This is a genomic window from Enterovirga sp. GCM10030262 (genome assembly GCF_042666435.1).
In the GTDB taxonomy this organism is placed as follows: domain Bacteria; phylum Pseudomonadota; class Alphaproteobacteria; order Sphingomonadales; family Sphingomonadaceae; genus Allosphingosinicella.
Window position 1 is genome coordinate 322,315 of the sequence record NZ_JBHTDC010000001.1, and the last position, 24,359, is coordinate 346,673.

At 68.3% G+C, this 24,359-nt stretch carries 23 protein-coding genes and 1 tRNA gene; 8 read left to right on the forward strand and 16 right to left on the reverse strand.

Going from position 1 to position 24,359, the window contains the following annotated elements; all coding sequences use genetic code 11:
- Nucleotides 1-23: 23 nt before the first annotated feature.
- Together fmt and truA are read left to right on the forward strand one after the other, a co-directional pair.
- Nucleotides 24-965, forward strand: coding sequence for a methionyl-tRNA formyltransferase (fmt, locus tag ACFQRC_RS01515; RefSeq protein ID WP_379957032.1), 942 nt, complete (start codon nucleotides 24-26; stop codon nucleotides 963-965).
- Nucleotides 962-1,729, forward strand: coding sequence for a tRNA pseudouridine(38-40) synthase TruA (truA, locus tag ACFQRC_RS01520; protein ID WP_379957034.1), 768 nt, complete (start codon nucleotides 962-964; stop codon nucleotides 1,727-1,729). The genes fmt and truA overlap by 4 nt, the downstream gene beginning before the upstream one ends.
- Here truA and ACFQRC_RS01525 read toward each other — a convergent pair.
- The 12 genes from ACFQRC_RS01525 to ACFQRC_RS01580 all read right to left on the reverse strand — a co-directional run bounded on the left by ACFQRC_RS01525 (nucleotide 1,675) and on the right by ACFQRC_RS01580 (nucleotide 17,101).
- Nucleotides 1,675-3,600 carry an XrtA/PEP-CTERM system amidotransferase gene (locus ACFQRC_RS01525; protein ID WP_379957037.1) on the reverse strand — a complete coding sequence of 642 codons (1,926 nt, stop codon included), beginning with the start codon at nucleotides 3,598-3,600 and terminating at the stop codon, nucleotides 1,675-1,677. The two genes, truA and ACFQRC_RS01525, sit on opposite strands and share 55 nt — an antisense overlap.
- A gap of 3 nt (nucleotides 3,601-3,603) precedes the next feature.
- The gene (gene xrtA, locus ACFQRC_RS01530; protein WP_379957039.1) at nucleotides 3,604-5,142 is read right to left on the reverse strand and encodes an exosortase A; all 1,539 of its coding nucleotides are present in this window, start codon (nucleotides 5,140-5,142) and stop codon (nucleotides 3,604-3,606) included.
- A complete protein-coding gene (locus tag ACFQRC_RS01535; RefSeq protein WP_379957042.1) occupies nucleotides 5,139-6,362 on the reverse strand; it encodes a TIGR03087 family PEP-CTERM/XrtA system glycosyltransferase in 1,224 nt (407 codons plus the stop codon). Before ACFQRC_RS01535 ends, xrtA begins: the two co-directional genes overlap by 4 nt.
- Nucleotides 6,362-7,420 (reverse strand): FemAB family XrtA/PEP-CTERM system-associated protein, encoded by a 1,059-nt coding sequence (locus ACFQRC_RS01540; protein WP_379957045.1) that lies wholly within the window; start codon nucleotides 7,418-7,420, stop codon nucleotides 6,362-6,364. Before ACFQRC_RS01540 ends, ACFQRC_RS01535 begins: the two co-directional genes overlap by 1 nt.
- On the reverse strand, nucleotides 7,417-8,310 hold the full coding sequence (locus ACFQRC_RS01545; protein WP_379957047.1) for an XrtA system polysaccharide deacetylase: 894 nt from the start codon (nucleotides 8,308-8,310) through the stop codon (nucleotides 7,417-7,419). The genes ACFQRC_RS01540 and ACFQRC_RS01545 overlap by 4 nt, the downstream gene beginning before the upstream one ends.
- Nucleotides 8,270-9,328: an XrtA/PEP-CTERM system-associated ATPase gene (locus tag ACFQRC_RS01550; RefSeq protein ID WP_379957049.1), complete on the reverse strand. Its 1,059-nt coding sequence runs from the start codon at nucleotides 9,326-9,328 to the stop codon at nucleotides 8,270-8,272. The genes ACFQRC_RS01545 and ACFQRC_RS01550 overlap by 41 nt, the downstream gene beginning before the upstream one ends.
- A gap of 26 nt (nucleotides 9,329-9,354) precedes the next feature.
- Complete coding sequence (locus tag ACFQRC_RS01555) at nucleotides 9,355-10,992, reverse strand: hypothetical protein (protein WP_379957050.1); 1,638 nt, start codon at nucleotides 10,990-10,992, stop codon at nucleotides 9,355-9,357.
- A complete protein-coding gene (locus ACFQRC_RS01560) occupies nucleotides 10,989-11,951 on the reverse strand; it encodes a hypothetical protein (protein ID WP_379957053.1) in 963 nt (320 codons plus the stop codon). Before ACFQRC_RS01560 ends, ACFQRC_RS01555 begins: the two co-directional genes overlap by 4 nt.
- A gap of 9 nt (nucleotides 11,952-11,960) precedes the next feature.
- Nucleotides 11,961-13,505 (reverse strand): XrtA system polysaccharide chain length determinant, encoded by a 1,545-nt coding sequence (locus tag ACFQRC_RS01565; protein WP_379957055.1) that lies wholly within the window; start codon nucleotides 13,503-13,505, stop codon nucleotides 11,961-11,963.
- A gap of 38 nt (nucleotides 13,506-13,543) precedes the next feature.
- Nucleotides 13,544-14,194, reverse strand: coding sequence for an XrtA/PEP-CTERM system exopolysaccharide export protein (locus ACFQRC_RS01570; RefSeq protein ID WP_379957057.1), 651 nt, complete (start codon nucleotides 14,192-14,194; stop codon nucleotides 13,544-13,546).
- A gap of 160 nt (nucleotides 14,195-14,354) precedes the next feature.
- Nucleotides 14,355-15,593 (reverse strand): pyridoxal-dependent decarboxylase, exosortase A system-associated, encoded by a 1,239-nt coding sequence (locus ACFQRC_RS01575; protein WP_379957060.1) that lies wholly within the window; start codon nucleotides 15,591-15,593, stop codon nucleotides 14,355-14,357.
- Entirely contained in the window at nucleotides 15,590-17,101 is a 1,512-nt protein-coding gene (locus ACFQRC_RS01580; protein ID WP_379957062.1) for an acyl-CoA ligase (AMP-forming), exosortase A system-associated, read from the reverse strand. The genes ACFQRC_RS01575 and ACFQRC_RS01580 overlap by 4 nt, the downstream gene beginning before the upstream one ends.
- 50 nt (nucleotides 17,102-17,151) lie before the next feature.
- Between ACFQRC_RS01580 and ACFQRC_RS01585 the strand changes: the two genes are divergently transcribed.
- The 4 genes from ACFQRC_RS01585 to ACFQRC_RS01600 are packed head-to-tail and all read left to right on the forward strand — an operon-like array spanning nucleotide 17,152 to nucleotide 19,909.
- A complete protein-coding gene (locus tag ACFQRC_RS01585) occupies nucleotides 17,152-18,156 on the forward strand; it encodes a GNAT family N-acetyltransferase (RefSeq protein WP_379957064.1) in 1,005 nt (334 codons plus the stop codon).
- 27 nt (nucleotides 18,157-18,183) lie between these two features.
- A complete protein-coding gene (locus ACFQRC_RS01590; RefSeq protein WP_379957066.1) occupies nucleotides 18,184-18,456 on the forward strand; it encodes an acyl carrier protein in 273 nt (90 codons plus the stop codon).
- Nucleotides 18,453-19,118 carry a hypothetical protein gene (locus ACFQRC_RS01595; RefSeq protein WP_379957068.1) on the forward strand — a complete coding sequence of 222 codons (666 nt, stop codon included), beginning with the start codon at nucleotides 18,453-18,455 and terminating at the stop codon, nucleotides 19,116-19,118. The genes ACFQRC_RS01590 and ACFQRC_RS01595 overlap by 4 nt, the downstream gene beginning before the upstream one ends.
- On the forward strand, nucleotides 19,103-19,909 hold the full coding sequence (locus tag ACFQRC_RS01600; protein WP_379957071.1) for a hydrolase 1, exosortase A system-associated: 807 nt from the start codon (nucleotides 19,103-19,105) through the stop codon (nucleotides 19,907-19,909). The genes ACFQRC_RS01595 and ACFQRC_RS01600 overlap by 16 nt, the downstream gene beginning before the upstream one ends.
- Here the strand turns inward: ACFQRC_RS01600 and trxB are convergent.
- Nucleotides 19,895-20,860, reverse strand: a complete 966-nt coding sequence (gene trxB / locus ACFQRC_RS01605; protein WP_379957073.1) for a thioredoxin-disulfide reductase — start codon at nucleotides 20,858-20,860, stop codon at nucleotides 19,895-19,897. The genes ACFQRC_RS01600 and trxB overlap by 15 nt on opposite strands.
- 146 nt (nucleotides 20,861-21,006) lie before the next feature.
- Here trxB and hppD point away from each other — a divergent pair, with 146 nt between their 5' ends.
- Nucleotides 21,007-22,077, forward strand: coding sequence for a 4-hydroxyphenylpyruvate dioxygenase (gene hppD, locus ACFQRC_RS01610; RefSeq protein ID WP_379957075.1), 1,071 nt, complete (start codon nucleotides 21,007-21,009; stop codon nucleotides 22,075-22,077).
- Between the two features lie 128 nt (nucleotides 22,078-22,205).
- On the opposite strand, the gene ACFQRC_RS01615 is transcribed toward hppD, so the two are convergent.
- From ACFQRC_RS01615 to ACFQRC_RS01625, 3 genes are all read right to left on the reverse strand, one after another.
- On the reverse strand, nucleotides 22,206-22,820 hold the full coding sequence (locus tag ACFQRC_RS01615; RefSeq protein WP_379957077.1) for a flavodoxin family protein: 615 nt from the start codon (nucleotides 22,818-22,820) through the stop codon (nucleotides 22,206-22,208).
- A 34-nt stretch (nucleotides 22,821-22,854) separates the two neighbouring features.
- On the reverse strand, nucleotides 22,855-23,553 hold the full coding sequence (locus ACFQRC_RS01620) for a type 1 glutamine amidotransferase (protein WP_379957079.1): 699 nt from the start codon (nucleotides 23,551-23,553) through the stop codon (nucleotides 22,855-22,857).
- Between the two features lie 72 nt (nucleotides 23,554-23,625).
- Nucleotides 23,626-23,702 (reverse strand) — tRNA-Met (locus tag ACFQRC_RS01625).
- Nucleotides 23,703-23,853: 151 nt separating this feature from the next.
- Between ACFQRC_RS01625 and ACFQRC_RS01630 the strand changes: the two genes are divergently transcribed.
- Nucleotides 23,854-24,288 (forward strand): DUF3775 domain-containing protein, encoded by a 435-nt coding sequence (locus ACFQRC_RS01630; protein WP_379957081.1) that lies wholly within the window; start codon nucleotides 23,854-23,856, stop codon nucleotides 24,286-24,288.
- Nucleotides 24,289-24,359 lie beyond the last annotated feature (71 nt).

Here is a 24,359-nt window from a genome sequence, read left to right on the forward strand (position 1 = left end):
AATTCCTCGGCTAGAGCGGCCTGATGCGCATCGCCTTCATGGGAACGCCCGATTTCGCCGTGCCGACGCTCGATGCTTTGGCGGCGGCGGGGCATGACGTCGCCGCCGTCTATTCGCAGCCGCCGCGCCCGGCGGGGCGGGGCAAGGCCTTGCTGGCGTCGCCGGTGCACAAGCAGGCCAAGCGCCTCGGCATTGAGGTGCGGACCCCGGCGAGCCTGCGCGATGCCGAGACGCAGGCGGCGTTCGCGGCGCTCGACCTCGATGTCGCGGTGGTGGCGGCCTATGGGCTGATCCTGCCGGCGCCCATCCTGGAGGCGCCGCGGCATGGCTGCCTCAACGTCCACGCCTCGATCCTGCCGCGCTGGCGGGGCGCGGCGCCGGTGCAAAGGGCGATCCTCGCCGGCGACGAGACGACCGGCGTCACCATCATGGAGATGGAGCGGGGGCTCGACACGGGCTCGACGTACGCGCTGCGCGAGACCGCGATCGACGGCAAGAGTGCGGGCGAGCTGACCGAGGAGCTGGCCGCGATCGGCGCGGCTTTGATGGCCCAGGTGCTGGACGCACTGCCCGGCCTGACGCCGACGCCCCAGCCCGACGCCGGTGTCACCTACGCCGCGAAGATCGAGAAGAGCGAGGCGCGGCTCGATTTCACGCGCAGCGCGGTCGATGTCGAGCGGCGGATACGGGCGTTCAACCCTATGCCCGGCGCGTTCTTCGAATATGGCGGCGAGCGGATCAAGATTTTGGCGGCGAGCGTGCTCCCCGGCGAAGGCCCGGGTCCAGCGGCGCGGGGCTCTGGACCCCGGCTTTCGCCGGGGAACGTGATCGACGAGACTCTCACCATCGCTTGCGGTGAGGGGGCCATCGCGCCGAGCCTCGTCCAGCGCGCCGGACGTGGCGTCATGACGCCATCGGAGCTGCTGAGGGGCTTCGCCATTCCGGCCGGCGCCCGGCTCGGATGACGCGGTACCGCCTCACGGTCGAATATGACGGCCGGCCGTTCATGGGCTGGCAGCGGCAGGCGCACGGTCCTTCGGTGCAGCAGGCGATCGAGGAAGCGGTCAAGGCGATCACCGGCGAGGAGGCGACCTTGCACGCGGCCGGGCGGACGGATGCGGGAGTCCATGCGCTGGCGATGACGGCGCATGTCGACATCGCCAAGCCGATCGGGGCGTTTCGGCTGGCGGACGGACTCAATGCCAAGCTTCGGCCTCGGCCGGTGGCGATATTGAAGGCGCAGGAAGCGGCGGAGGATTTTCACGCGCGTTTCTCGTGTGTTGGACGGCGTTATTGTTATCGTATCGTCAACCGGCGGGCTCCGCTGGCGCTGGAGGCGGGACGAGCGTGGCGGGTGCCGGTGACGCTGGACGCCGAGGCGATGCACGAGGCGGCGCAGTGCCTGGTGGGGCGGCATGACTTCACGACCTTCCGCTCGGCCCATTGCCAGTCGGAGAGTCCGGTCAAGACGCTCGACCGGCTCGACGTCCGGCGCGATGGCGACGCGATCCTGTTCGAGGTCGCCGCCCGCTCGTTCCTCCACCATCAGGTGCGATCGATGGTGGGGTGCCTGCAACTGGTCGGGCGGGGCAAGTGGAAAGCGGCGGATTTGAAGGCGGCGCTGGAGGCGCGGGACCGGCACGCATTGGGCTATAACGCGCCGCCGGACGGGCTCTATTTCGCGGCGGCCATATATCCGGACGACGCGCCGAGCCCGAACAGCCGCTGAAGCGATTTGTCGAGCATCAGCAGCTGCCACAGCAGGCGGCCATGGTCGGACTTGCCGGCGCGATGGTCGGCGGCGAGGCGGGCGATGGCGGCCTGGTCGAACCAGGCGAGCTCCGCCAGCGCCGGGCTGCGCGCGACGGCCGCGGCCTCGCCGGCGAGCGGGCCGCGAAACCAGGCGCTGATCGGAGTCACGAAACCCATTTTGGGACGGTGGAGGATCTCGTCGGGGAGGTAGCGGTCCAAGGCGCGCTTCATCAGCCATTTGCCGGAGCCGCCGCGAAGCCGCATGTTTGCCGGCAGGCGCGCGGCGAATTCGACCAGGCGGTGGTCCAGGAGAGGTTCGCGCGCTTCGAGGCTGACGGCCATGCTGGTCCGGTCCACCTTGGTCAGAATGTCGCCGGGGAGCCAGATCTTGATATCGGCATATTGGGCGCGGGAGAGGCCGTCGCGGGCGGGCGCGGCCTCCATCGCCTTCACATAGCGATCCTCGGCGCGGTGGCCCTGCAGGACCGCGCGAAAATTGTCCGTGTAGAGGCGGGCGCGGAGCGCGGGGGGGGTGACGCCGACGGCTTCGGCATAGGCTTCACCGCTCGACTTGCCGAGCGCCTGGAGGGTGGTGCGGGCGCGCAGGAAGCGGGGCGCCCAGTCGAGCTTGGGATAGAGGTCGCCGAGCCGGCCGAGCGCGCCGCGCACCGGGCCGGGGAGGAGGCCCCTCGCCTGCTCCTCATTGGCGAACAGGCGGTAGCGGCGATAGCCGGCGAAGGCCTCGTCGGCGCCGTCGCCGGAGAGGGCGACAGTCACCCGTTCGCGCGCCAGCTCGCTGACCCGGTAGGTGGCCAGAGCGGAAGCGTCGGCGAAAGGCTCGTCGAACGCGTCAGCGAGGGTGTCGATCAGCGAGAAATCGTCGGCTGCGACGACGCGGGCGCGGTGGCGGGTGGCGAAGCGCTCGGCGACCAGCCGGGCGTAGCGAGTCTCGTCATGGTTTGCCTGGTCGAAGCCGATCGAGCAGGTCTCGACCGCGCCGCGGCTGGCCTCCGCCATCAAAGCGACCACCGCCGAGCTGTCGACGCCGCCGGAGAGGAAGGCGCCCAGGGGCACGTCGGCGACCATGCGCGAGCGGACGGCGTCGCGCATCAGCGCGGTCAGCTCTTCGGCGAGGACGTCCGGCTTGCCCTTGATCGGATTGCTGAAATCGACATCCCACCAGGCCGTGGGCGCGGGCACGCCCCTCCCCCGCCGGACGAGCATGTAATGGCCCGCGGGAAGCTTTCGGACGCCGGCGACGAAGCAGGCATCGTCGGGGACGTAGCCGAAGGCGAGATAATCCTCGACCGCCTGCGGGCTGACCGCGCGGCGGAAGCGGGGATGGGCGAGGAGGCCCTTCAGCTCGGAAGCGAAGATGAGGGCGCCGTCGGCAAGCTCGGCATAATGTAGCGGCTTCACGCCGAGCCGGTCGCGGGCGAGGAAGAGCGTTTCGGCGGCTGCGTCGTAGAGCGCGAAGGCGAACATGCCGTGCAGCCGCGACAGGCAGTCCGGCCCCCATTCGCGCCAAGCGGCGAGGATCACCTCGGTGTCGCTCTCCGTGCGGAAGGCGTGGCCTTTGGCGAGCAATTCGGTGCGGACCTCGCGAAAATTGTAGATTTCGCCATTATAGGTAATCGCGACCTTGCCGTCCGGCGTCAGCATCGGCTGGGCGCCGCCGCCCAGGTCGATGATCGAGAGGCGGCGATGGCCGAAACCGACGCCCGGCGCCGTCCAGACCCCGCTCCCGTCCGGGCCGCGATGGGCGAGGATTTCGGCCATGACCCGGATCCGCGCCGGATCGACCGGCTTGGGCACGTCGGGATGGAAGAGGCCGGCAATGCCGCACATCGCCTAATATCCGCTTTGGCTGTCGGCGAGCGGCGCGATCGGCCCCAGATCGGCGAGGAAGGCGTCGATGGCGGGGCGCGGGTCGGCGCCCTCGGCCGGCGCCTCGGCCGAGACGAGCAAAGCCACCGCCCGCTGCTCGCCGCCCAGCAGCCGCGTCTTCATCGTTTCGATCTTCACCCTATAGTCGCTCCCCGTCAGGATATCGCCGACCCGATAGAAGGTCGCGACCTCGCGTACAGTCCCATGTGAGGCGATCCGGTCGGCGCGTCCGCCCGGCGGAGGCGCGGCCGAGGCCGTCCAGGCCCATGCGCTCGCCGGCCCGACCGCGCCCTGGCCGAAGCCGACAATCTCGCGCCCCTCCTCCTGCCGCGCGAAGATTGCGACAGCGAGGTCGACCTCGTGGCCCTTCGTGCTTCGATAGCGGCTGATATGGACCCGATCCGCGCCCGCGAAATGGGGCTTCCAGGCACGGCCCTCGGCGGCGATGCGCCGCCAGCCGGGGACAGACGGGAGGTCGATGGCGGCCGGAACCTCCCGGACCCCGGCGGAGGCGATGGCGGCTGACCAGGCGAGCGGCCCTGCGGCGAGGGCCAAGGCGGCGGACACGGCGAGCAGGACGGGCGTAGAGCCGCCTTGCGCCGCGCACGGCTGAAGATTGTCGGGGTCGAACCAGGGATCACCGGGCCGGCGATCGAAGAAGCGCCATCCGGCGGCCATCAGAAAAGCGACGATCAAGGCGAAGAAGAACCAGCCATAGACGATGTGATCGAGCCCGGCGGCGAAATCGGAGCTGGTGAGGTGCGCGATGTAGACCGTGCCCCAGGCGCGGACGCCGTTGGCGAGGATCGGAATGGCGACGGCCGCGATCATGAACAAGGCGCGCCGCCGCCAGGACACGAAGCAGACGTTGGCGACGAGGGCGCCCAAAGCGACCATGGCGATCAGGAACTCGACGCCGGCGCACGCTTCGGCCACTTCGAAATAGCCGGTGGGAGTGGTGATGAAGACGCCCTCGATATGCGCCGGAACGCCGACAAGGCCGAGCAGGGCCATGCACATTTCGGCGGTGATCGTCTGCATCAGCGGCACGATCTCCTCGCCGACCGGGATCAGGAACAAAGCGAAGAAGATCGGGAAAGCGAGGCCGCGCGACACGGCCCGGCCGAGGCAGGCGATCACGGCGCCCTGGAGCATCAGGACGAGGCCGGCATGGCGCGCGAGGGCGACGAAGCCCGCCTCGCCCAGCAGCCAGGCCAAGGCTCCCGCGCCGACCAGCCACAGGCCGGGAGGCCAGGCGGCCGGCCGCAGCCTGCGGAGCTCCGGCAGCCGCTGCCAGACCAGCCAGCCGATCAGCGGCAGGATCAGCGCGCAATGATTGTAGGTCGAGCTGGCCAGCCAGATGTCGGCCATGCCGACGGCGTCGCGGTGGAAGAGGAGCAGGATCGCGGCCGCGACTGCTCCGAGCGCGCCCAAATGAAGACGCCAGCCCCGGGCGATCGACTTGTCGCGGGCGGCGGCGCGGACGGGGAGAAGGACGGTCATGCCGCCGCCCGCCTGGGCCCGGTCAAAAGCCCGGCAAGGGGCGCCAGCCGCGCGTCCCAGCGATAGGCGCTTTCGACGCGGGCGCGGGCCGCCGTGCCGAGCGCCGCCGCACGGTCCGGATCGGCCAGCAAGGCGAGGATCGCGTCCGCCTGGGCCTCGGCCGTATCGGCGACGACGAGGTCGCGGCCCGGCTCGGCCTCGATGCCCTCGAAGGCGGCGGGCGAGGCGACCACCGGGCGCGCCATCGCCATCGCCTCCAGCACCTTGTTCTGGACGCCACGCGCGATGCGCAGCGGCGCCACCACCAAAGATGCGGCGGCGAGCCAGCTGCGGATATCGTCCACCGCCCCGGTCACGATGACATCGTCCCCCTGCCCCAGACGCCGCACCGCCGCCGTGGGAGAGCGCCCGACGATTGCGAAGCGCGCATCGGGGCGGACCTTCCGGACCAGTGGCCAGACGTCATGCGCGAAGACGGCGACCGCCTCCGCATTGGGAGGATAATCCATCTGGCCGGTGAAAGCGATGAGCGGACCGGATGTCGGGTCCAGCTTCGGGAAATCGGCGGCCGGATCGTAGAATGCGAGATCGACACCGTTCTCGACGGCGCGAATGTCGGCGTCGGGGAGATTTGCTTTCGCGCGGAAGAGCGCGGCCTCGGCCTCGCTGACGAACAGGCTGAAATCGGCGCGGGCGGCGGTGGCGCGTTCGAAGGCGAAGAGGGTCTTGGCCTCGCGGCGGTAGGCCCAGGAAAGCGGCGCCGCCGCCTCGTCCGCATAAGCGGCGAATTTGGCGCTATCCATGTCGACGAAGTCCATCACGAAGAGCTGCCGCGCGCCCTCGGGCACGAATTGCGCCATCTGGCTGGAGAAAGCGACGATCGCGCCGACGTGGCCGCCTTCGAGCAGGCTCGTCACGAAATGGCGAAGCGCGGCGCTGTCGAACGACGGAAGCGAAATCGGCTTGCCGGAGAGCAAGGCGGTCGCGGCCGCCTTCAGCCGAGGGGTGCGCCGGACCTCGACATGCGCCTCGCCGAGGCGTCCGCCCAGCGCCTGCCGCAGCGCCGGCAGATAAGCAGCGTCGGCGGCATCGTCGGCGAAGCAGGCGAGATGGACGCGCCCCAACTCGCCCAGATGTTTCAGCATGTTCCACGAACGGATCTTGTCGCCCCGATCCGGCGGATAAGGAATCCGGTGGGCGAGGAACAGGATGTCGCGCATCAGCCGAGCCCGCGGGCGATCGGCGGGCCGAGGCGGTTGGCGAGCCAGAGCGGCAGCTTGCGCCAGGCCGCCACCTGCAACCCGTATCTGGGGCTGAGCGGGTTGATCTCGCGCGAGGCGACGCCGTCGGCGATGCGGACGGCATGGACGATCGGCTCGGGCTCGAACCCCCAATTCTTCTTGAAGGCAAAAGCACCGGTGCCGAGCTTGGACCGCCCGAAATCGAAGCGCGTGCAGCCGCGTCGCGCCGCGTGGCGCATCAGCTCGTAATACATCAATTCATTCGCCCGCCAGCGTCGCGCTTCGGCCGTGCCGCCGCCCCAATAGGGATAGACGCAGCCTTTGAAATAGAAGCTCAGCACGCTCGCCAGCGGACGGCCCTCCCGGCTGACGGTCAGGATGTCGGCATCGCCGCCGAACGACTCGATCATGGCGTCGAACAGGCTGCGGGGGAAAACCGGCGTGCCGAGGTTGCGCACGCTCTCTGCATAGACGCGGTAATGATCGTCTCCGTCCTGGCCGACGCGGACGTCGAGGTCGAAGCCGAGGGCACGGCGGACCTCGGCCCGCTGCTTGCGGGGAATAGAGACAAGGATCGCCTCATCCTCCCCCGCCAGATTCCTCGCGAAATTCGCATAGACGCCTTCACGGCGACTCCAGCCGCCGGGGAGCAGGCCGCCCCGAAGCTCCACGGTCGGGCAGCGGAGGTCGCGGGCGAGGCGCCAGGCGGCGTCGGCGAGGGCCTCCGCAGCCGGAATGCTTTTGGCGAGAATGCCGCCTCCGACTCCGAATCCGGCGGATATCAAGGCCGACCCGAACAGCCGCGACCTCATCTCGGTGAGCGGAAGGACGGCGGCGATCGTTCCCGATTCCTCGGCGACGAGATAATGGTTGCGCTGACGGCTGCCACGCTCGACCGCGCGGCTCCAGGCCGGCAGATGAAAGAGCTGTCCCTCCGGATGCTCTTTCACGAAGGTTTCAATGCGGGACCGCTCGGTGGGATCGTTCAGGTCGATGGCGCGGACGGCGAGTCCGGCGACCGGGGCAAAGGCGTTCACGACAGAAGCTCCCGCTCTCGCGCGACGACGGCATCGGTGCGACCCCATTCGTGCGACCCAAGCAGTTTCCGTAGCTTGCCCTGCATAGCGGATAATCTGCTGTAATGGCGGAGGCGCGATTTGAGCGGGGCGCGGGAGACGCGCGGCTGGCCTGGGTCGATCTCCCAGGGGTGGAAGTAGAAGATGGCGGGGCGCCCCTCGTCGCGATTGACCCGGGAGATCGCCCAGCTCGAGAAATGATAGGGAAGAAGGCGAAAGAACCCTCCCCCGCCCGCCGCCATGCGACGCCCGCTTATCTCGACCGTGGTGACGGGGAGCTCGATCAGTGAAGCGCCCTCCACCGGCCGGAAGGCGAAGCGCGGTGCCTCGGGCCAGCCATAATGGTCGTGGCGGATCGGGGCGACGCTGGAGGAATAAGCATAGCCCTCCTCGGCCAGCACGCGATGCGCCCAGGGGGTGCGCCGGTCGATCGAGAAGCTCGGCGCGCGGTAGCCGATCGGCGACTGGCCGCAGGCATCCTCGATGGCGATGCGGGCGCGCTCGAGATCGGCGCGAAAGGTGGCGGCCTCCAGGGTAAAGACTCGGCGATGGTCCCAGCCGTGGCTCGCCACCTCATGGCCCGCATCGGCGATGCGGCGGATCAAGGCGGGATAGCGCTCCGCCACCCAGCCCAAAGTGAAGAAGGTCGCCTTGACCCCCGCCTGGTCGAACAAGGCGAGCACGGCGTCGCTGTTGCGCTCGACGCGGTGGGGCAGGCTGTCCCACGTGTCGCGCGCGATCACGCCTTCGAAGGCGCCGACCTGGAACCAGTCCTCGACATCGACCGAGAGCGCATTGAGCATCGCGGCCTCAGGCCGCGTGGTGGCGGTAGCTCGGCGGCGATTCGTCATTCTCCACCCAGTCGACGAGCAGGGTGAGCACCCGGCGGATCGCGCGCTCCTGCTCCTCCAGCCGTGCTTCGAGCGAGGCGACGCGGCGTTCGAGGGCGAGATCGCCGACCCGTTCCTGGAAGGGCCGCGGCGCCGCCTGGACAGGCTCGGCGGGCGCCGTCGGCTCGGGCGGCGCGCGCAGCACCGGCTCCTCGGTGCGGACCGGGCTGTCCGATGCCATGTCGGCGGCGACGGCCTCGACCGCCTCGGCGCCGATCAGATCGAGCCGCTCCATCGCCGCGAACAGCAGCAGGCGGCTCGCCAACTGGTTGACGCGGCGGGGAATGCCGCCGGTGTGGCGATAGATGGCGCCGAACGCGTCAGCGTCGAATTGCGGCCTGCCCTGCCACCCGACGACCTGCAGGCGATGGAGGATGTAGAATTCGATCTCCTCCGCGCCCATCGGATCGAGGTGATGGGTGGCGATGACGCGCTGGCGGAGCTGCTCCAGGCGGGGCGAATTGGCGAGCTCGTCGCGGAACTCGGGCTGGCCGAGCAGAAAGATCTGGAGCAAGGCCCGCCCGCCCGATTGATAATTGGAGAGCATGCGCAGCTCTTCGAGCGCCGAATGGGGCAGGTTCTGCGCTTCGTCGACGATCAGCAAAGTTCGCTTGCCGCGGTTTGCTTCCTCGGTCAGCCGCTCCTCGACCAGGTCGAGCAAACGCGCCTTGGCGACATTGTCGGTGGCGATGCCCATCTTCTGGGCGGCGAGGCGGAGCATGTCGTCGCCTTCGACCTGCGTCGAGACGATGCTGACCGCGTTGAGGCGCGCGCGGTCGATCGTCGCCATCAGATGGGCGACGAGGGTCGACTTGCCGGCGCCGACATCGCCCGTGATGACGATGAAGCCCTCGCCCTGGGCGAGGCCGTAGCCCAAATAGGCCATCGCCTTCTTATGGGTGCGGCTGCCGAAATAGAAACGCGCGTCGGGCGTCAGCTGGAAGGGCCGGTCGGTCAGTCCGTAAAATTCGGTGTACATCGAGTGTCTCCGTGGGCGCCGTCCCGCTAGAATGTGTATCGAAGGCCGACGAGGCCCGACGCGTTGGTGCTGTCGAAATCGCCGGAATCGGTGGTGTAGAGGCCGATCGCGGCATAGCCCTGCAACCGCTCGTGGAAGAGGCTGCGATAATAGCTGCCGCTGATCCCGGTGCTGAAGCTGCCGTCCGAGCCGACGATGCCGCTGTCGAACCAGGTCGCATAGGCATCGACGCCGACGCTGGACGTCTGGCTCAGCGCGCGGCTGGCGCTGGCGCTGAGCGAGAAGCTTTCGTCGGTGACGCCGTCGAAGGAAAAGCCCGTTTCGAAGCGCGGCGCGATATATTTGCGGTTCGAATAGCCGGCGCCGACGCCGAACGACCAGGGGCCGCGACCGCCCGAAAAGAGGATGCTGGCGCCGCGATTGCGGAAATTGGCGTTGTTGATCGACTGGAAGGCGTCGTCGAAGCAGGTGCCGGTCCCCGGGTCCTGGCCGAAGATGCAGCCGCCAATCCCGCCGATGCCGGAGGTCAGCGGGTTGCGATTGACCTCAAAGTCGACCGGTAAGCCACTGAGATCGGTGACAAGCAGCCGGCCGAAGCTGGACACGCTGTCATAGACGCTGGCCGAGATGCCATAGGCGTCGTTGATCTCGTGCCGGAAGGAGCCGGTGACGGTGGTGCCGCCATAGCGCCGGCCGACCCGCGCCTGCAATTCGGTGCGGCGGCTGGGGCGCCAGATGACGCCCGCATCCCAGATGAGGCCGCTCTGGTCGTAAGCCAGCAATCTCGGCTTGGAAGGGTCCGGGATCAGGTTGCCGCCCGGCGTCACTATTGGAACGCCGTTCGCATCGCGCAGGATATCATCCTGTTTCGATTGGATATCTTCATAGCCTACACCGGCCGTGAGCGCGAAGGTGGACGAGACCGGGAGGACGACGTCGCCGCGGACATATTTGCCCTCATAGGTCTGGTCGAGCCGGTCGACATCCTCGCGGATATAGCCGGCGCCGACCGTCCATCCGACCGGCAAGCGGCCCGGCGCCATGCCGACGCTGGCATTGGCGCTGTGGCTGACCGAACTGCCGTAGCGATCGAGGATCGGCTGGCCGGGAATGCGCGGCACGCCGGCCAGGCTGTGATCGTCGACCAGGACATAGCCGAGCCGATAGCTCGCGCCGACGTCGAGGGCGCCCACCCGGGTCGAGAGGGTCGGCCCCGCATAGGCGCTGTAGACTTCCGCGACGTTGGGATTGTCGACGCTGGTGAAGCCGAAGATCGGCCCGCGGCCGTCGCCGCGCGACCGGGCGGCGAGCGCGCCGGCATCGAGGCTGAGGAGATCGGGAACGAGTTGCAGCCGGGCCTGGCCGACGCCGCTGTGGATGTCGTCGTCGACGAGATCATCCTCATAGGCGATGCGCCGCTCGTAGCGGTAGCTCATCCGCGCCTCGAGGCGGCGGGTGCTGGCGCTGGCGTTGATGCCGGCCGCGACCGCGGTATAGGTCAGTACGTCGCCGCCGCCGTTGAGATCGGCGCTCAGCACCTGCTGGACCTCGAGATAGGGAACCGCGTCGGTGCGCGCGGAAGCGGGCGCCGGAGCGAGAGCGAAGGCGGCGGCGAGGCCGAGCAGGCCGCGGCCGAGCCGCTTGACGAAGGCGATCTCCATCATTGGCCAATCCCGTAATAGCTGCCGAAGCGCCGGCCGGTCGCCGCATAGCCGGTGCCGTTGAGCATGAGGCTGAGCTGGTCGCAGCCGGAGAGGAGCCCCACCGCTTCCCTCAAATCGGCTTCGGTGGTCTCGTCGGCGCGCACGACCATCATCACCTGGCCGACCTGCGCCGCCAGCACCGAGGCCGGTGACGCCATGAGGGCGGGCGGCGAATCGAACAGGATGATGCGGCGCGGATGGCGGACGGTGAGGTCGGCGAGCACCTGGCGGGTGCGCTCCGAAGCGAGAAGCTCGGTGACGTTGTTCGCCTGGCGACCGGCCGGGAGGACAGACAGGCCCTCTATGTCGGTGCGGATGACGAAGGCGTCGGCGTCGGCGGAAGGGTCGGCGATCGCGTCAACCAGCCCCGGCCCCGCCTCCAGTCCGAGGATGGAGAGGATTTCCGGCTTGTTGAAATCGCCGTCGACGAGAAGAACCTCGACGTCTTTTTCGGTGGCGAGCGACAAAGCGAGGTTTAGCGCGCAGAAGGTCTTGCCCTCGTCGGGATGGCTCGAGCAGACGAGGATGGTCTGGCGCTTGTCGGCGGCAATCCGCTCGTCGGCGACGCCGAGCAAAAGCTGGCGCTTGATGATCCGGAATTCCTCGGCGAGACCGGTGGCGGGCGCGTCGGGCACGATATAGCCGCCTTGGCGCAGCGCCTCGCGATCGACCTGGCCGCGGCGGCCGGCCGGAACCGCGCGGCGGGGTGCTTCGGGCGCGGGCGCCGGGGACACCCTCGGCGCTGGAGCGATCGGGGCAGCTACAGGTTCAGGCGCCGCCGTCTCGGCCAATGGTGCCGGAGGAGCCGGCTCGACCGGCCGGGCCTCCGCCGGCGCGACCTTGAGGCCGGAGCTGAAATCGTAGATTTCCGCCGCCCGCTCGAGGAGCGATCCTGCCTTCAGGGCCTTGCTGTTGCTCATGTCCATCCCTCAGGCCACCGTGCTGCGCTGCCAGAATTCGACGAGCATCAGCAGCGCGTAGCCGCCGGCCAGCGCGCCGCCCGCGCCGGCGAACCATTTGAGGCGCTGCCTGCGCTCGGCCAGGCGCTCGGCGGTGAAGAATTCGCTGATCGAGCCGAGCACCGGGAGACCCGTGACCTGCTCCAGCCGCGCCTGGGTCGGGAAGGTCGTCTGCAGCTGCCCCTTGGTGAAGGCGATGCCGGCGCCGATCGCCAGCGCGACGATCAGGATCACGGAGAGCAAAAGCGGCCGGTTGGGGGCGACCGGCACGACCGGGCGCGACGGCGGCTCGATGACGCGGAAGGTGACCGCGTCGGTCTTGCTCTGGACGCCGCTCCTGAGCCGGACCTGCTCGCGATCGAGCAGAAGCTCGTCATATTGGCGCTTCAGCACCTCGTAATCGCGATTGAGGCGGGTCTGCTCGGCGATCGGGCCGGGCGCGGAGGTCTGCGCCGCGGAGAGCTCCGCCATCGCCGCCTGAAGCTGGTTCTTGCGCGCCGTCGAGGCGGCGACCTGGGCTTCCCGCTCGGCGGCCATGGCGCGAAGCGAGGCATAAGCCGGATTGGGCGTGCTGAAGCCGGCGGCCCCGCCCGAGCGGCGCTCTTCCGCCACTTCGGGACGCAGCCGATCGATCTCGGCGCGCATCGAGACCATGTCCGGATGCTGGTCGGTCCAGCCGCGCGCCTGCGACTGGCTGAGCTGCGCCTCCAGCGCCGCCATGCGCTGCGCGGCATAGCCGCCGCCACCGCCATAGCCGGGGGTCGCGATGCTGGTCGGCATGCCCGACATCTGGGCGCGAAGCGCGGCCAGCGAGCTTTGCGCCGTCGTCAGCTCGCGATCGATATTGGCGAGCTCGATGCGGGCGGCGGACATGCGCTGCTCGATCGTGCCGTCGCCCGGGAGCGACCCCATGAACTGGGCGTTGAATTCGGCGCGCTGCTGTTCGACCTGCTGGAGCTGGGACTCGCGGCGCTTCAGCTCCTCGTCGAGGAAAGCGAGGCTCTGCCCGGTCTCGACCCGGTCCATCGAGAGATTCTCCTCGACGGCGAGGTCGAGCAGGCTCTGGACGATGGCATGCGCGGTCCTGGCATTCTGGGCATTGGAGAAGCCGCCGACATTCGAGGTCGCGCTGATCTCGATCACGCTGTCGAGCTGGGCGGTGATCTTGATGTTGGCGCGGAGCGCCGCGACCTGGGCCGCCAGATCGCGCTCGCTCGCCACCAATTTGTTGAGATCGGTGCGGCGGACCACCTTCTGGAGATTCTCGGCCGAGGTCAGCATCTTGTTGACCCGCAGCAGGTCGTTCTGCCGTTCGAGCGGCGACATGCCGATCTTGTCGGGCAGGATCGACTGCATCTGGGCCAGCACCTTGGCCTTCGATTCATAGCTGTTCGGAATGAGCGCGATGGTCAGCCAGCCGACCAGGCACAGCCCCCAGGCAACGGAAAGCGCCAGCCAGCGGCGGCGCCAGACCGAGTGGAGAGCCATGCGAAACTGTTCGTAAAGTCCGTCCATCGACTTTCTGGTCCTTCAGCCGCTGTGCCGGTTCGCGCTCAAAACATGCTCTCGGGGATGATGATGACGTCGCCCGGCTCGAGCCGGACGTTGGCGCTGGTGTCGCCGCGCTTCACCAGCCGGGCGATCTTGAGGTCATATTCCTTCTGGCGCCCCGTCTCGCGATCCTGGCGGACCAGACGGGCCTTGTCGCCGGCGGCGAATTCGGAGAGCCCGCCCACCTCGATCATGGCGTCGAGCAGGGTCATGTTGGCGCGATAGGGGATGGAGGCGGGCTTCTCGGTCGCGCCGACGATCCGGATCTGCTGCGAGAAGGTTCCCTGGAACTTGTCGACCATCACCGACACCAAAGGATCCTGGATATATTCGGTCAGCTGCGCCTTTATGTCGTCGGCGAGCTCGGCCGGCGTCTTGCCGACGGCGGTCATGTCGGTGATCAGCGGCGTGGTGATGCGGCCGTCGGGGCGGACCTGCACCTTGGCGCCAAGCTCGGGATTACGCCAGACGAAGACGGTGAGTTCATCGAGCGCCCCGATGATATACTTTTCGCCAACCTGCTCGTCTTGGCCGACGAAGGTCGCCGGCGGCAGCGTGTTGCCTGTCGATCCGCCGCCGCTTGCGCACCCGGCCAGCGCGAAAGCGCCGGCGCCGATGGCGAGAGCTAGCCTGGACTGTGCAAATGGGCGCATGGGTCGTTCCTCTTGGCAATCGTTCCTCTCCACGTCGGCCCGGTCGCGGGCGGACGTGGCGCGGATTTGGCTCCGCTATGCCCTGAAGAGGTAAAATTACCGTTAGGAACAAGGGGGTCTGGCGGCGCGTCCCGCTTTGGGACCGGCGCCCGGAGAGGTGTTAACCGCTTGCGCCGACGGCCATTTCCAGCGCGGGCTGCTGGCCCAGAAAAGCCTGGGGACTGGCCGACAGGCCGTAGGCGCCCGCCATGAAGACCGCGACAATATCGCCGACATCGGCGGCTGGCGTCATGACGTCATCGGCGAGCCGGTCGAGCGGAGTGCAGAGGCAGCCGACGATGCTCACCTCCTCGGTGGCAGGCTCGTCCATGCGGCTGGCGATGGCGACCGGATAATTGCGGCGAACGAGCTGGCCGAAATTGCCCGAAGCGGCGAGCTGGTGGTGCATGCCGCCGTCGGTGACGAGGAAGGTCTTGCCGTGGCTTTGCTTGCGGTCGACGATCCGCGTCAGATAGACCCCAGCCTCGCCGACCAGCCAGCGCCCCAGCTCGATCGCGAAGACGGTGTCGGCGAGGCGCGGGTGCCGACGCTCCAGTGCATTCCGCAGCGCCCCGCCCACCGCCTCGACATCGAGGGGCGTCTCGCCTCCGAAATAGGGGATGCCGAAGCCGCCGCCGAGATTGACCAAAGATGGCGTGGCGCCGATCGAGTCGGCGAGATCGCCGGCGAGGTCCAAGGTCGCCTGCTGGGCCTCGATCAGCGCCTCGGGGTTGAGCGCCTGCGACCCGGCGAAGATATGGAAGCCGCGCCATTCCGCGCCGGCGGCGAGGATCGCGCGGACGAGCGCCGGCACGCGCTCGGCATCGACGCCGAACGGCTTGGCGCCGCCGCCCATCCGCATGCCGCTGCCCTTGATCTCGAAATCGGGATTGACCCGCACGGCGAGCCGCGGCCGGACGCCGAGCCGTCTGGCGATGGCGAGCGCGCGAGCGGCCTCGCCTTCGGATTCGCAATTGAGCGTTACGCCGGCCGCGATCGCGCGTTCGAGGTCCGAGTCGCGCTTGCCGGGGCCGGCGAAAGAGATGTCGGCGGCCGGCATTCCCGCCGCCAAAGCAAGGTCCATCTCGCCGGCCGAAGCAATGTCGAGCCCGTCCACTTGCTTCGCGACATGTGCAAGAAGTGATCCGTAGCTATTTGCTTTTATGGCATAATGGAGCTGCGTCGACGGAAAGGCGGCGCGGAAGCGGGCGATCCTGCGATCGACCATGCCGAGATCGTAGACGAACAACGGCGTATCGCCAGCCTCGGCGATCAGCGCGTCGACGGTCCGGCCACCGACCGTCAGCATCGGACCGTCCGCGGCGAACTCCACGGGGATGGCGCCCATCGGCTTGCTCATGCCGTCAACTCTTGCCGGAGGGCTTCGCGGTCGAGCTTGCCGTTGGGGCTCTTCGGCATCTCCGCGCGCCACAATATATGAGTCGGCTGCATAAAATTCGGTAACTCGCGCTTCAGATAATTTCTGAGGTCCGCCTCGCGCCGCTCGCCGACCGGCCGCGCGATCAGCGCGATCGCCTGGCCGAGCCGGTCGTCGGGCACGCCCATCGCCACCGCTTCGGCGACCAGCCCGCTCGCCACCGCCGCTTCCTCGACCTCGGTCGGGCTGACGCGATTGCCCGACGTCTTGATCATCGCATCCTCGCGGGAGACGAAATAGAGAAGCCCCGCTTCGTCGCGTTTCGCCGTGTCGCCCGACCAGACCGCGACGCCGCCATAATGCGAACCCGGAGGCGCGGCCCTGAACCGCTCGGCGGTGCGGGCCGGATCGTTCCAATAGCCTTTGGCGACCAGCGGGCCGGCGTGGACCAGCTCGCCCGCCTCCCCCGGCGCGGCCTCGCTTCCGTCGGATCGGGCGACGATGATCTCGGCGAACGGGACAGCGGTGCCGATCGAACCGGGATGCTCGTCGACCAAAGACGGATCGAGATAGGTCGAACGAAACGCCTCGGTGAGGCCGTACATCGGATAAATTTCGGCCGCCGGGAACATCTCGCGCATCCGCCGGATGACCGAAGCGGGGAGCCTGCCGCCCGAATTGGTCAGGCGGCGGAGGCGATAGGCCGTGCCTCCCCATTCCGCCTCGATCAGCTGGACCCAGAGCGGCGGCACTCCGGCGAGCGTGGTGACGTCATGACGCTCCACCGCGCGGATCACGTCGCGCGCCGACAGATAATCGAGCGGAATGACCGATCCGCCCGCCGCCCAGGTCGAGAGCAACTGGTTCTGGCCATAGTCGAAGCTCAACGGCAGCAAGCCGAGGACGCGGTCGTCGGGGCTCAGGCGCAGATAATGCGCGACGCTGATGGCGCCGAGCCACATGTTCGCGTGGCTGAGCATAACCCCCTTGGGGCGGCCGGTGGAGCCCGACGTGTAGAGCAAGGCGGCGAGGTCGTCGGGATCGGCCGACGAGGGCGCCAGGATTTCGGAGGAGCCCAGCATTGTTGCCCCCTCCTCTTCCTCGACCGGCGCGCAATCGCCCGGGAGGTCGCCTCCCTCCAGGGTCGCCAGCCTCGCCGCGCCTGTGATGAGCAGGCCGGCGCCGCTGTCGGCGAGAATATGGGCGACCTGGGCATGTTTGAGCAAAGGGTTGACCGGAACGTGGACGAGGCCGGCGCGGGCGCAGGCGAGCGGCAGCAGGCTGGTCATCCGCGTCTTGGGCAGCCAGCCCGCCACGCGGCTGCCCGGAAGGAGCCCTTTTCCCAGCAACGCGCCCGCCAGCGCGCCAACCAACCTCTCCAGCCCGGCATAATCGAGCGCGCCCTCCCGAGTGACGAGAGCCGGCGCGTCGGCGGCGCCGCGGAGCGCCAGATGATCGAGCGGCTTCGGGGTCGGATCGGGGGCTTGCACCTTGGCTCCTCGCTGCGCCATCAAGGCGTTGGCTGCCGGGGGATAGCGCGTTGGCGCAAGAGGTAAAAGAATATGATGATCTGGACGCGGCCGGGGAGGACGCGGCCGGCGCGCTGGACCGGGAGACGCGGCCGTCGCTGTTCGACCGGCTGAGCTGGTTCCGGCTGATACAGGCTTATTGCCCGCCCTCAGGAAGGCCGCTGATCCTGCGTGCGCGGGACGGCGAGGCGCGGGCCTGGCTGTTTCTCTCGCGCCGCGGCCGCCATGCCGAGGCACTCGCGAGCTGGTATACATTGCGCTACGGCGCGATCGTCGACGGCGAGGCCCCTTCCCTGCCGGCGGCGCTCGCCGGCGCGCTTCGCGAGCGGGTCGCCACGGCCGATCTCTATCCGCTGGCGGAGGGCGACGGCCTGGCCGAATCCTTTCGGCGCGCCGGCTGGCTGACCATCGTCGAGCCCGCCGGCACGTCCTGGCGCATCGCCACCTACGGCATGACCTTCGCCGCTTACTGGGCCGGGCGCCCGTCGCGGCTGCGCAACACCGGCGAACGCAAGGCGAAGGCGGCGAAGCTCGATGTGGCGGTCCACACCGTCTTCGACGAAGCCGCCTGGGCCGATTACGAGAAAGTGTACCGGGCGAGCTGGAAGCCGGAGGAGGGCTCCGCCGCCTTCCTCCGCGCTTTGGCCGAGCAGGAAGGCGAAGCCGGGACATTGCGGCTCAGCATCGCCAGCAAGGACGGCGAGCCGCTTGCGGCGCAGCTCTGGCTGATCGAGAATGGAACCGCGACCATTCACAAGCTCGCTTATGTGGCGGAAGCCAAAGCCATGTCCCCGGGGACGGTGCTCAGCATGGCGATGTTCCGCCACGCGCTCGATGTCGACCATGTCCGGCTCATCGATTTCGGGCTCGGCGACGACGGCTACAAGGCCGAGTGGATGGAAGAAAAGCGCCCGGTCTTGCGTCTGCGCGCGTTCAACCCCGCGACGATGAGCGGCCTTTATCTGTTCGCGCGCGCCAAGGCCTCGGCGCTTGTCCGCCGACGGCGAACAGATTAGGCGCAGGGGAAACCAAGGGGGAATGAAGTGCCGCTGACGGATGCCGGAGATGTGGACGCGACCTTGCGGGCGGTGCTGGTCGATGTGCTGGGCCTCTCCCGCGAGCGCGTCGGTGCGTTCACCGAGACGACCGCCTTGTTCGGCGCGCTGCCGGAATTCGATTCGATGGCGGTGGCGGGGCTCCTGACGGAGCTCGAGGAACGGCTCGGTATCCTGATAGAGGATCATGAAGTCGATGCGGACATGCTTGAAACTTATGGGAATCTGCTGACATTCTCCAGGGCCAAGACGCTGCGGTGACGGGCCCGGGGCTCGACTACGACCGCTACCGCACGAACGGCTTCGACGAATGGCTGACGCGCGTGGGCGACGCAGCCGCTCCGCCCATCCTGTTCGTGCCGCCCTTGTTCGAGGAAATGAACCGCACCCGCGCGCTGATCGTGGCGACGATGCGCCGGCTGGCGGAGCGCGGCTTCGGATGCTGGCTGCCCGATCTGCCCGGCACCGGCGAGAGCGAACGGGCGCTCGAGGAGTGCGGCTGGGACGACTGGCGCGGCGCCGTCCGCGATGCCGCCGCCCGGATCGGCGAGGCGCCGGCGGTCGTCGCCTTGCGCGGCGGCTGCCTGATCGACGACTCGGCGGGGGGAGCGGCCTTCTGGCGCTTCGCTCCGGTGGAGGGAGCCTCGCTGGCGCGCGACCTGGCGCGCTCCGGGCTGGTCACGGCCGGCGGGAGCGCGGGCTATCCGCTGGGAGACTCGCTCTCCGCCGGTCTACGGGCCGCGACCCTGCGCCCGGTGGCCCCGCTCCGCACCGCGCGGCTGGCGACCGATCTTGGCGAGGCCGACGCCAAGCTGGAGGGGCCGGCTTTGTGGCGCCGCTCCGAGCCCGGCAGCTCCGCCCAACTCTCGGCCGCCATGGCCGCCGACATCGCGGACTGGATCAAGCGATGCGGCGGCTGCTGAGCCTTTCTTGCGAGGGCGCCATGCTCGGCGCCAGCCTCGACGAGGGGGCGGGCAGCACCGGCGTGCTGATGGTCACCGGCGGCAGCCAGACCCGGATCGGCTCCCACCGCATGTACGAGCGGCTCGCCGCCGGCCTCGCCGCCGCCGGCCACAATGCCATGCGTTTCGACCGGCGCGGCACCGGCGACAGCGAAGGCGAGGATCCCGGCTTTCGCGGCAGCGGCCCCGACATCGCGGCCGCGGCGGCGGCCTTCCGGCGGGAATGCCCGGCGGTCGAGCGGCTGATCGGCTTCGGCCTGTGCGACGGCGCCACCGCGCTCGCCTTGTTCGGCGCCGAGGCAGGGCTCGACGGGCTCATCCTGGTCAACCCCTGGCTGGTCGAGGCCGAGGCCGGCCAGCCCCCGCCCGCCGCTGTCCGCCGCCACTATCGTGATCGCCTGCTCAGCCGGAAGGGTTGGCGAAAACTGCTCAGCGGATCAATGTCGTATCGGAAGCTATTCAAAGGGATTGCGAGCATCCTGCGACCGGCCGATCCGAAAGGTCTGGCCGCCGAGACGGCCGAGGCGCTGGCTGCCTCCGGGCTTCCCGTCGCGCTGGTGCTGGCGCGGGGCGACGCGACCGCCATTGCGGCGGAGGCGGAATGGAAACGCCCGATGTTCGAGGCGATTCGCGGGCGAAGCGGTTCGCCACTTTATGTGGAGAGCGATTCGCACACCTTCGCGCGGCGGGGCGACGCGGAAGCGTTGCTCGCCGCCTGCCTCGCCGCGATCGACGCCTCAAGCCGCCGCTGACGTCTCGAAATCGGCCTCGGCGAGGAATTTCTCGGCGTCGAGCGCGGCCATGCAGCCGGTGCCGGCGGCGGTGACCGCCTGGCGGTACACCTTATCCATCACGTCGCCGCAGGCGAAGACCCCGGGGATGTTGGTGCGGGTGCTGCCGGTCTCGACCTCGATATAATTGTCGCCGTCCAGCGCGAGGTGGCCCTTGAACAGCTCCGTCGCCGGCGAATGGCCAATCGCGACGAAGCCGCCCTCGACGTCCAGGCTCGACACCTCTCCGGTCACGGTGTCGCGCAGGGACAGCGCCACCAGCCCCTCCGGCGCGCCCGCGCCGACGAACTCGGCGACCTCCTTGTTCCACAATATCTTGATGTTGGGGTGCGCGAACAGCCGCTCCTGCAATATCTTCTCGGCCCGCAGCGAATCGCGGCGGTGGATCAAAGTGACGTCATGACTGTGGTTGGTCATGTAGATCGCTTCCTCGACGGCGGTGTTGCCGCCGCCGATCACCGCCACCTTCTTGCCGCGATAGAAGAAGCCGTCGCAGGTCGCGCAGGCGGAGACGCCCTTGCCCTGGAGCCTTTCCTCGCTCGGTAGCCCCAGCCAGCGCGCCTGGGCGCCGGTCGCGATCACCACCGTGTCGCCCGAATAGACGGTGCCGCCGTCGCCGATCAGCCGGAACGGGCGCTGGGAGAAATCGACCTCGGCGATCGTGTCCCACATCATTTGCGCGCCGACATGCTCCGCCTGCTTCTGCATCTGCTCCATCAGCCACGGCCCCTGGATGACGTCGGCGAAGCCCGGATAATTCTCGACATCGGTGGTGATGGTGAGCTGGCCGCCGGGCTGGATGCCCTGGACGACGATCGGCGCGAGGCCGGCGCGAGCGCCATAGATGGCGGCGGCGAGCCCGGCCGGGCCGGAGCCGAGGATGAGCATACGTGAGGAATGGGTGGCGGCCATGCGTGTCTTTCTGCCCCGGAAGAGGAATCGAAGGCGAGATAGGGTCTGGCCCCCGCAAAGCGCAACCTCCGCCATGCATTTGCGGCGCGGCGGCGGCGCTGTTAAGGCGCGGGGACACCCCAGACCCGCATCCAGAGGCCCGCTTCATGACCGCGCACGACAATCCCCTCGGCCTCGACGGTTTCGAATTCGTCGAGTTCACCGGCCCCGATCCCGACGCGCTGGCCGCGCTGTTCACCGCGCTCGGCTTCACCCACATGAGCAACCACCGCTCGAAGAATGTGCGCCATTATGCGCAGGGCGACATCAACTTCATCCTGAACATGGAGCCGGCCGGTCAGGCATCCTCCTTCCGCAGCGCCCATGGGCCTTCCGCCAACGCCATGGCTTTCCGAGTCAAGGACGCGAAGAAAGCCTTTGAAATGGCTGTCGAACGGGGCGCCACGCCGGTCGAGATTCCGCGCGGGCCGGACGAGCTCGACATTCCGGCGATCGAGGGCATCGGCGGGTCGTTGCTCTACCTCGTCGACCGCTATGGCGCCGACCGCATCTACGATGTCGATTTCGAGCCGGTCGAGGGCGCGGTCCGCGACGCCGACGCGGCCGGGCTGCACACGCTCGACCACCTCACCCACAATGTGAACCGCGGCCGGATGGACCATTGGGCGAAATTCTACGAGACGATCTTCAACTTCCGCCAGATCCGCTATTTCGACATCGAAGGGCAGCAGACCGCCCTCGTTTCACGCGCGATGACCGCTCCGGACGACAAGATACGGATTCCCTTGAACGAATCCCAGGACGAGCACAGCCAGATCGAGGAGTTCCTGAAAGAATATAAGGGCGAAGGAATCCAGCATATCGCGCTCGCCACCGACGATATTTTCGCGACTGTCGATGCGCTCCGCGCCAATGGTATCAAGTTCCAGGACAGCCCCGACACCTATTTCGACCTGATCGACCAGCGCCTCCCCGGCCACGGCCACGATGTCGCCGAGATGCGCAAGCGCAGGATATTGATCGACGGGTCGCCCGAGACCGGCGAGGGCCTGCTGCTCCAGATCTTCACCGAGAATATGGTCGGCCCCATTTTCTTCGAGATCATCCAGCGCAAGGGCAATGAAGGCTTCGGGGAAGGCAATTTCAAGGCTTTGTTCGAGTCGATCGAACTCGACCAGATCCGCCGCGGCGTGCTGCCGGCGAAAGCGGAGGCCTAAGCGAGGCGGGACGAACGGCGGCGGCGGCGCCACCTCTTCGTCATTCCACGAAAGCTGGAATCTCCCTTCTTTGCCGACGTGAAGAGGAAGGAGTGAGATTGCGGCTTTCGCCGGAATGACGAGTGAGCTCAGGACATACCCGGATAGGGCTCCTCCTTCAGCAGCCGCGCCAGATGCGCCGCGTTCGAGGCGAGCATGTCGGCGGTCTGTTGAACCTTCTCAGGAACCTGCGGCAAGTCCTTGAAATCGATCTTGCCCATGGCCTCGCCGACCCAATAGCAGGCGCCGCCGGCCGGAATCGTCCAGCCCATGTCGCCCAGGCCCTGATAGAGGTGGGCGGTGATGCCGTGGGCGCCGTCCTCATTGCCGACGATGCCGACCACTGCGACCTTGGAGAAGCTCGGCATCCGCCCCTTGTCGTCGGTCTCGCCGAGGAAGGCGTCCATCCGTTCGAGCACCCTTTTGGCGACGCTCGACATCTGGCCGAGCCAGACCGGCGTGCCGAGGATCAATATGTCGGCTTCCAGGATGCGGCGGCGGATGTCGGGCCAGGCATCCCCCTCCCCTTCGTCCGACGTGACGCCGGGCAGGACGTTCTGATCGACGATGCGGATCGTCTCGCTCAAGGTGACGTCATGACGCCCGAGCGCCTCGGCGACGAGGCCGATCATCTCGTCGGTCGAGGACGATTCGTCCGACCCTCCCTTGAGGCTGCAATTGAGGGCGATGGCGGTGAGCGGCATATCCTTCTCCTTCGAGAAGAAGACGCGCGCGTCCTCAGATGCGTTCCGGCGGACCTTCGAGGAAGCGGCCGATCCAGCGCGCGAGGCGGAGCCGGTCGTCCGGCTCGTCGAGCGAGGCGATGGCCGCGTCGGGCTCCGGCAGGCGATCCCGCCGCGCCTCGATCAGCGCCCTGGCGAATTCCGGCTCGAATTCGGGGTGGCACTGGCAGGAGATGGCCGGCTGGTCCCCATATTCGAGGAGGCCGAACGGATTGAAGGCGCTGCCGGCGAGGGTACGGCTGTTGGGCGGCGCGACGACGACCTGGTCCTGGTGGGAGACCGGAATGGCGACGGAGGGTGCGTCGTCCATCCACGGCGCGCGGTGTCGAACCTCGTAGCGATGAAGCCCGATGCCCCACCCCTTGTCGGATTTGGCGACCCGCCCGCCGAACGCCTCCGCCATGATCTGGTGGCCGAAGCAGATGCCGACCAATTTGGTCCTGCCCTTCGCGGTCCTCAACCAGTCCGCCAGCGCGGCGATCCAGGGCCGGTCGTCATAGACGCCGGCGGGAGACCCCGTGATCACATAGGCGTCCTGCTCCTCCACCGCCGCGGGCAGCTCGCCGGCCTGGACGTCGTAGGTCGTATAGGCATGGCCCTCGCCGAGGAGCGCGCGGACCATCCCCGGATAGCGCCCGAACCGCTCCGCCAGGCCCGGCGGCGGTCCGCCCGTTTCGAGAATTCCGATCTTCATGGCGCCGCCTCTCTAACGTCGCTCCGCCGCGTGTGGAACGCTCGGCTCCGCGGCGACGGAAAAGTGAGGAAATGGTAGCGGAGGAGGGACTTGAACCCCCGACACGCGGATTATGATTCCGCTGCTCTAACCAGCTGAGCTACTCCGCCCCAAGGGCGCGGCGGCGGCCGCCGCTCTCGCGAAGCGGCGCTATAAGCAGCGCCGCTGCACCGGTCAACCGCGCCGACGGGTCCTCCGGAACCCGCCGCGCTTCCTGTCGTTCACGAGGCAACGGGCTTCGCCCCCGACCGGAGACAAGACATGGAATTGCTGACCCCATTGGAGACATTCTGCCGGCTGATCCTCCGTTCCAAGGAGAATGAGGCCCAGGTGCCGGCCGTCGATCCGGACGAGGATGCCGACAATGTCGACGACCTCGACGACGACGACGATGAAAGCGGCGAGGCCTTGTCGGTGCTGGAGGACGAGCTGAACTCCAGCGTCGAGGAGGAGATCCGCGCGACGCTGGACGATCTCGCCGACGATCAATTGGCCGAAACGCTGGCGCTCGCCTGGGTCGGCCGGGGCACCTATGATTCGAGCGAATGGGACGACGCCTTCCAGGAAGCGACCGACGGCGTCGAGGAGGATAGCGAGAGCGTCATCGACGAGCTGATGGAAATGCCCTTGCTGGCCTCGCATCTCGAAGCGGGCCTGGCAGCGTTCGACTATAGCTGCGAGGGCGCGGCCTCATAGGCGGCGGGGGCTCGCGCGTGGCCCGGTGTTGCCGCGCAGGCGCCATCGGGCACGTCCTTCTCGCATCCCGT

Excerpts from the sequence above, each read along its gene's own strand:
- truA (WP_379957034.1), top strand. The coding sequence starts at position 962 with ATGACGCGGTACCGCCTCACGGTCGAATATGACGGCCGGCCGTTCATG.
- ACFQRC_RS01570 (WP_379957057.1), bottom strand. The coding sequence starts at position 14,194 with ATGCGCCCATTTGCACAGTCCAGGCTAGCTCTCGCCATCGGCGCCGGC.
- ACFQRC_RS01545 (WP_379957047.1), bottom strand. The coding sequence starts at position 8,310 with ATGACGAATCGCCGCCGAGCTACCGCCACCACGCGGCCTGAGGCCGCG.
- ACFQRC_RS01565 (WP_379957055.1), bottom strand. The coding sequence starts at position 13,505 with ATGGACGGACTTTACGAACAGTTTCGCATGGCTCTCCACTCGGTCTGG.
- ACFQRC_RS01600 (WP_379957071.1), top strand. The coding sequence starts at position 19,103 with ATGCGGCGGCTGCTGAGCCTTTCTTGCGAGGGCGCCATGCTCGGCGCC.
- trxB (WP_379957073.1), bottom strand. The coding sequence starts at position 20,860 with ATGGCCGCCACCCATTCCTCACGTATGCTCATCCTCGGCTCCGGCCCG.
- xrtA (WP_379957039.1), bottom strand. The coding sequence starts at position 5,142 with ATGACCGTCCTTCTCCCCGTCCGCGCCGCCGCCCGCGACAAGTCGATC.
- hppD (WP_379957075.1), top strand. The coding sequence starts at position 21,007 with ATGACCGCGCACGACAATCCCCTCGGCCTCGACGGTTTCGAATTCGTC.
- ACFQRC_RS01525 (WP_379957037.1), bottom strand. The coding sequence starts at position 3,600 with ATGTGCGGCATTGCCGGCCTCTTCCATCCCGACGTGCCCAAGCCGGTC.
- ACFQRC_RS01550 (WP_379957049.1), bottom strand. The coding sequence starts at position 9,328 with ATGTACACCGAATTTTACGGACTGACCGACCGGCCCTTCCAGCTGACG.
- ACFQRC_RS01575 (WP_379957060.1), bottom strand. The coding sequence starts at position 15,593 with ATGAGCAAGCCGATGGGCGCCATCCCCGTGGAGTTCGCCGCGGACGGT.
- fmt (WP_379957032.1), top strand. The coding sequence starts at position 24 with ATGCGCATCGCCTTCATGGGAACGCCCGATTTCGCCGTGCCGACGCTC.
- ACFQRC_RS01615 (WP_379957077.1), bottom strand. The coding sequence starts at position 22,820 with ATGCCGCTCACCGCCATCGCCCTCAATTGCAGCCTCAAGGGAGGGTCG.
- ACFQRC_RS01630 (WP_379957081.1), top strand. The coding sequence starts at position 23,854 with ATGGAATTGCTGACCCCATTGGAGACATTCTGCCGGCTGATCCTCCGT.
- ACFQRC_RS01560 (WP_379957053.1), bottom strand. The coding sequence starts at position 11,951 with ATGAGCAACAGCAAGGCCCTGAAGGCAGGATCGCTCCTCGAGCGGGCG.
- ACFQRC_RS01620 (WP_379957079.1), bottom strand. The coding sequence starts at position 23,553 with ATGAAGATCGGAATTCTCGAAACGGGCGGACCGCCGCCGGGCCTGGCG.
- ACFQRC_RS01535 (WP_379957042.1), bottom strand. The coding sequence starts at position 6,362 with ATGCGCGACATCCTGTTCCTCGCCCACCGGATTCCTTATCCGCCGGAT.
- ACFQRC_RS01555 (WP_379957050.1), bottom strand. The coding sequence starts at position 10,992 with ATGATGGAGATCGCCTTCGTCAAGCGGCTCGGCCGCGGCCTGCTCGGC.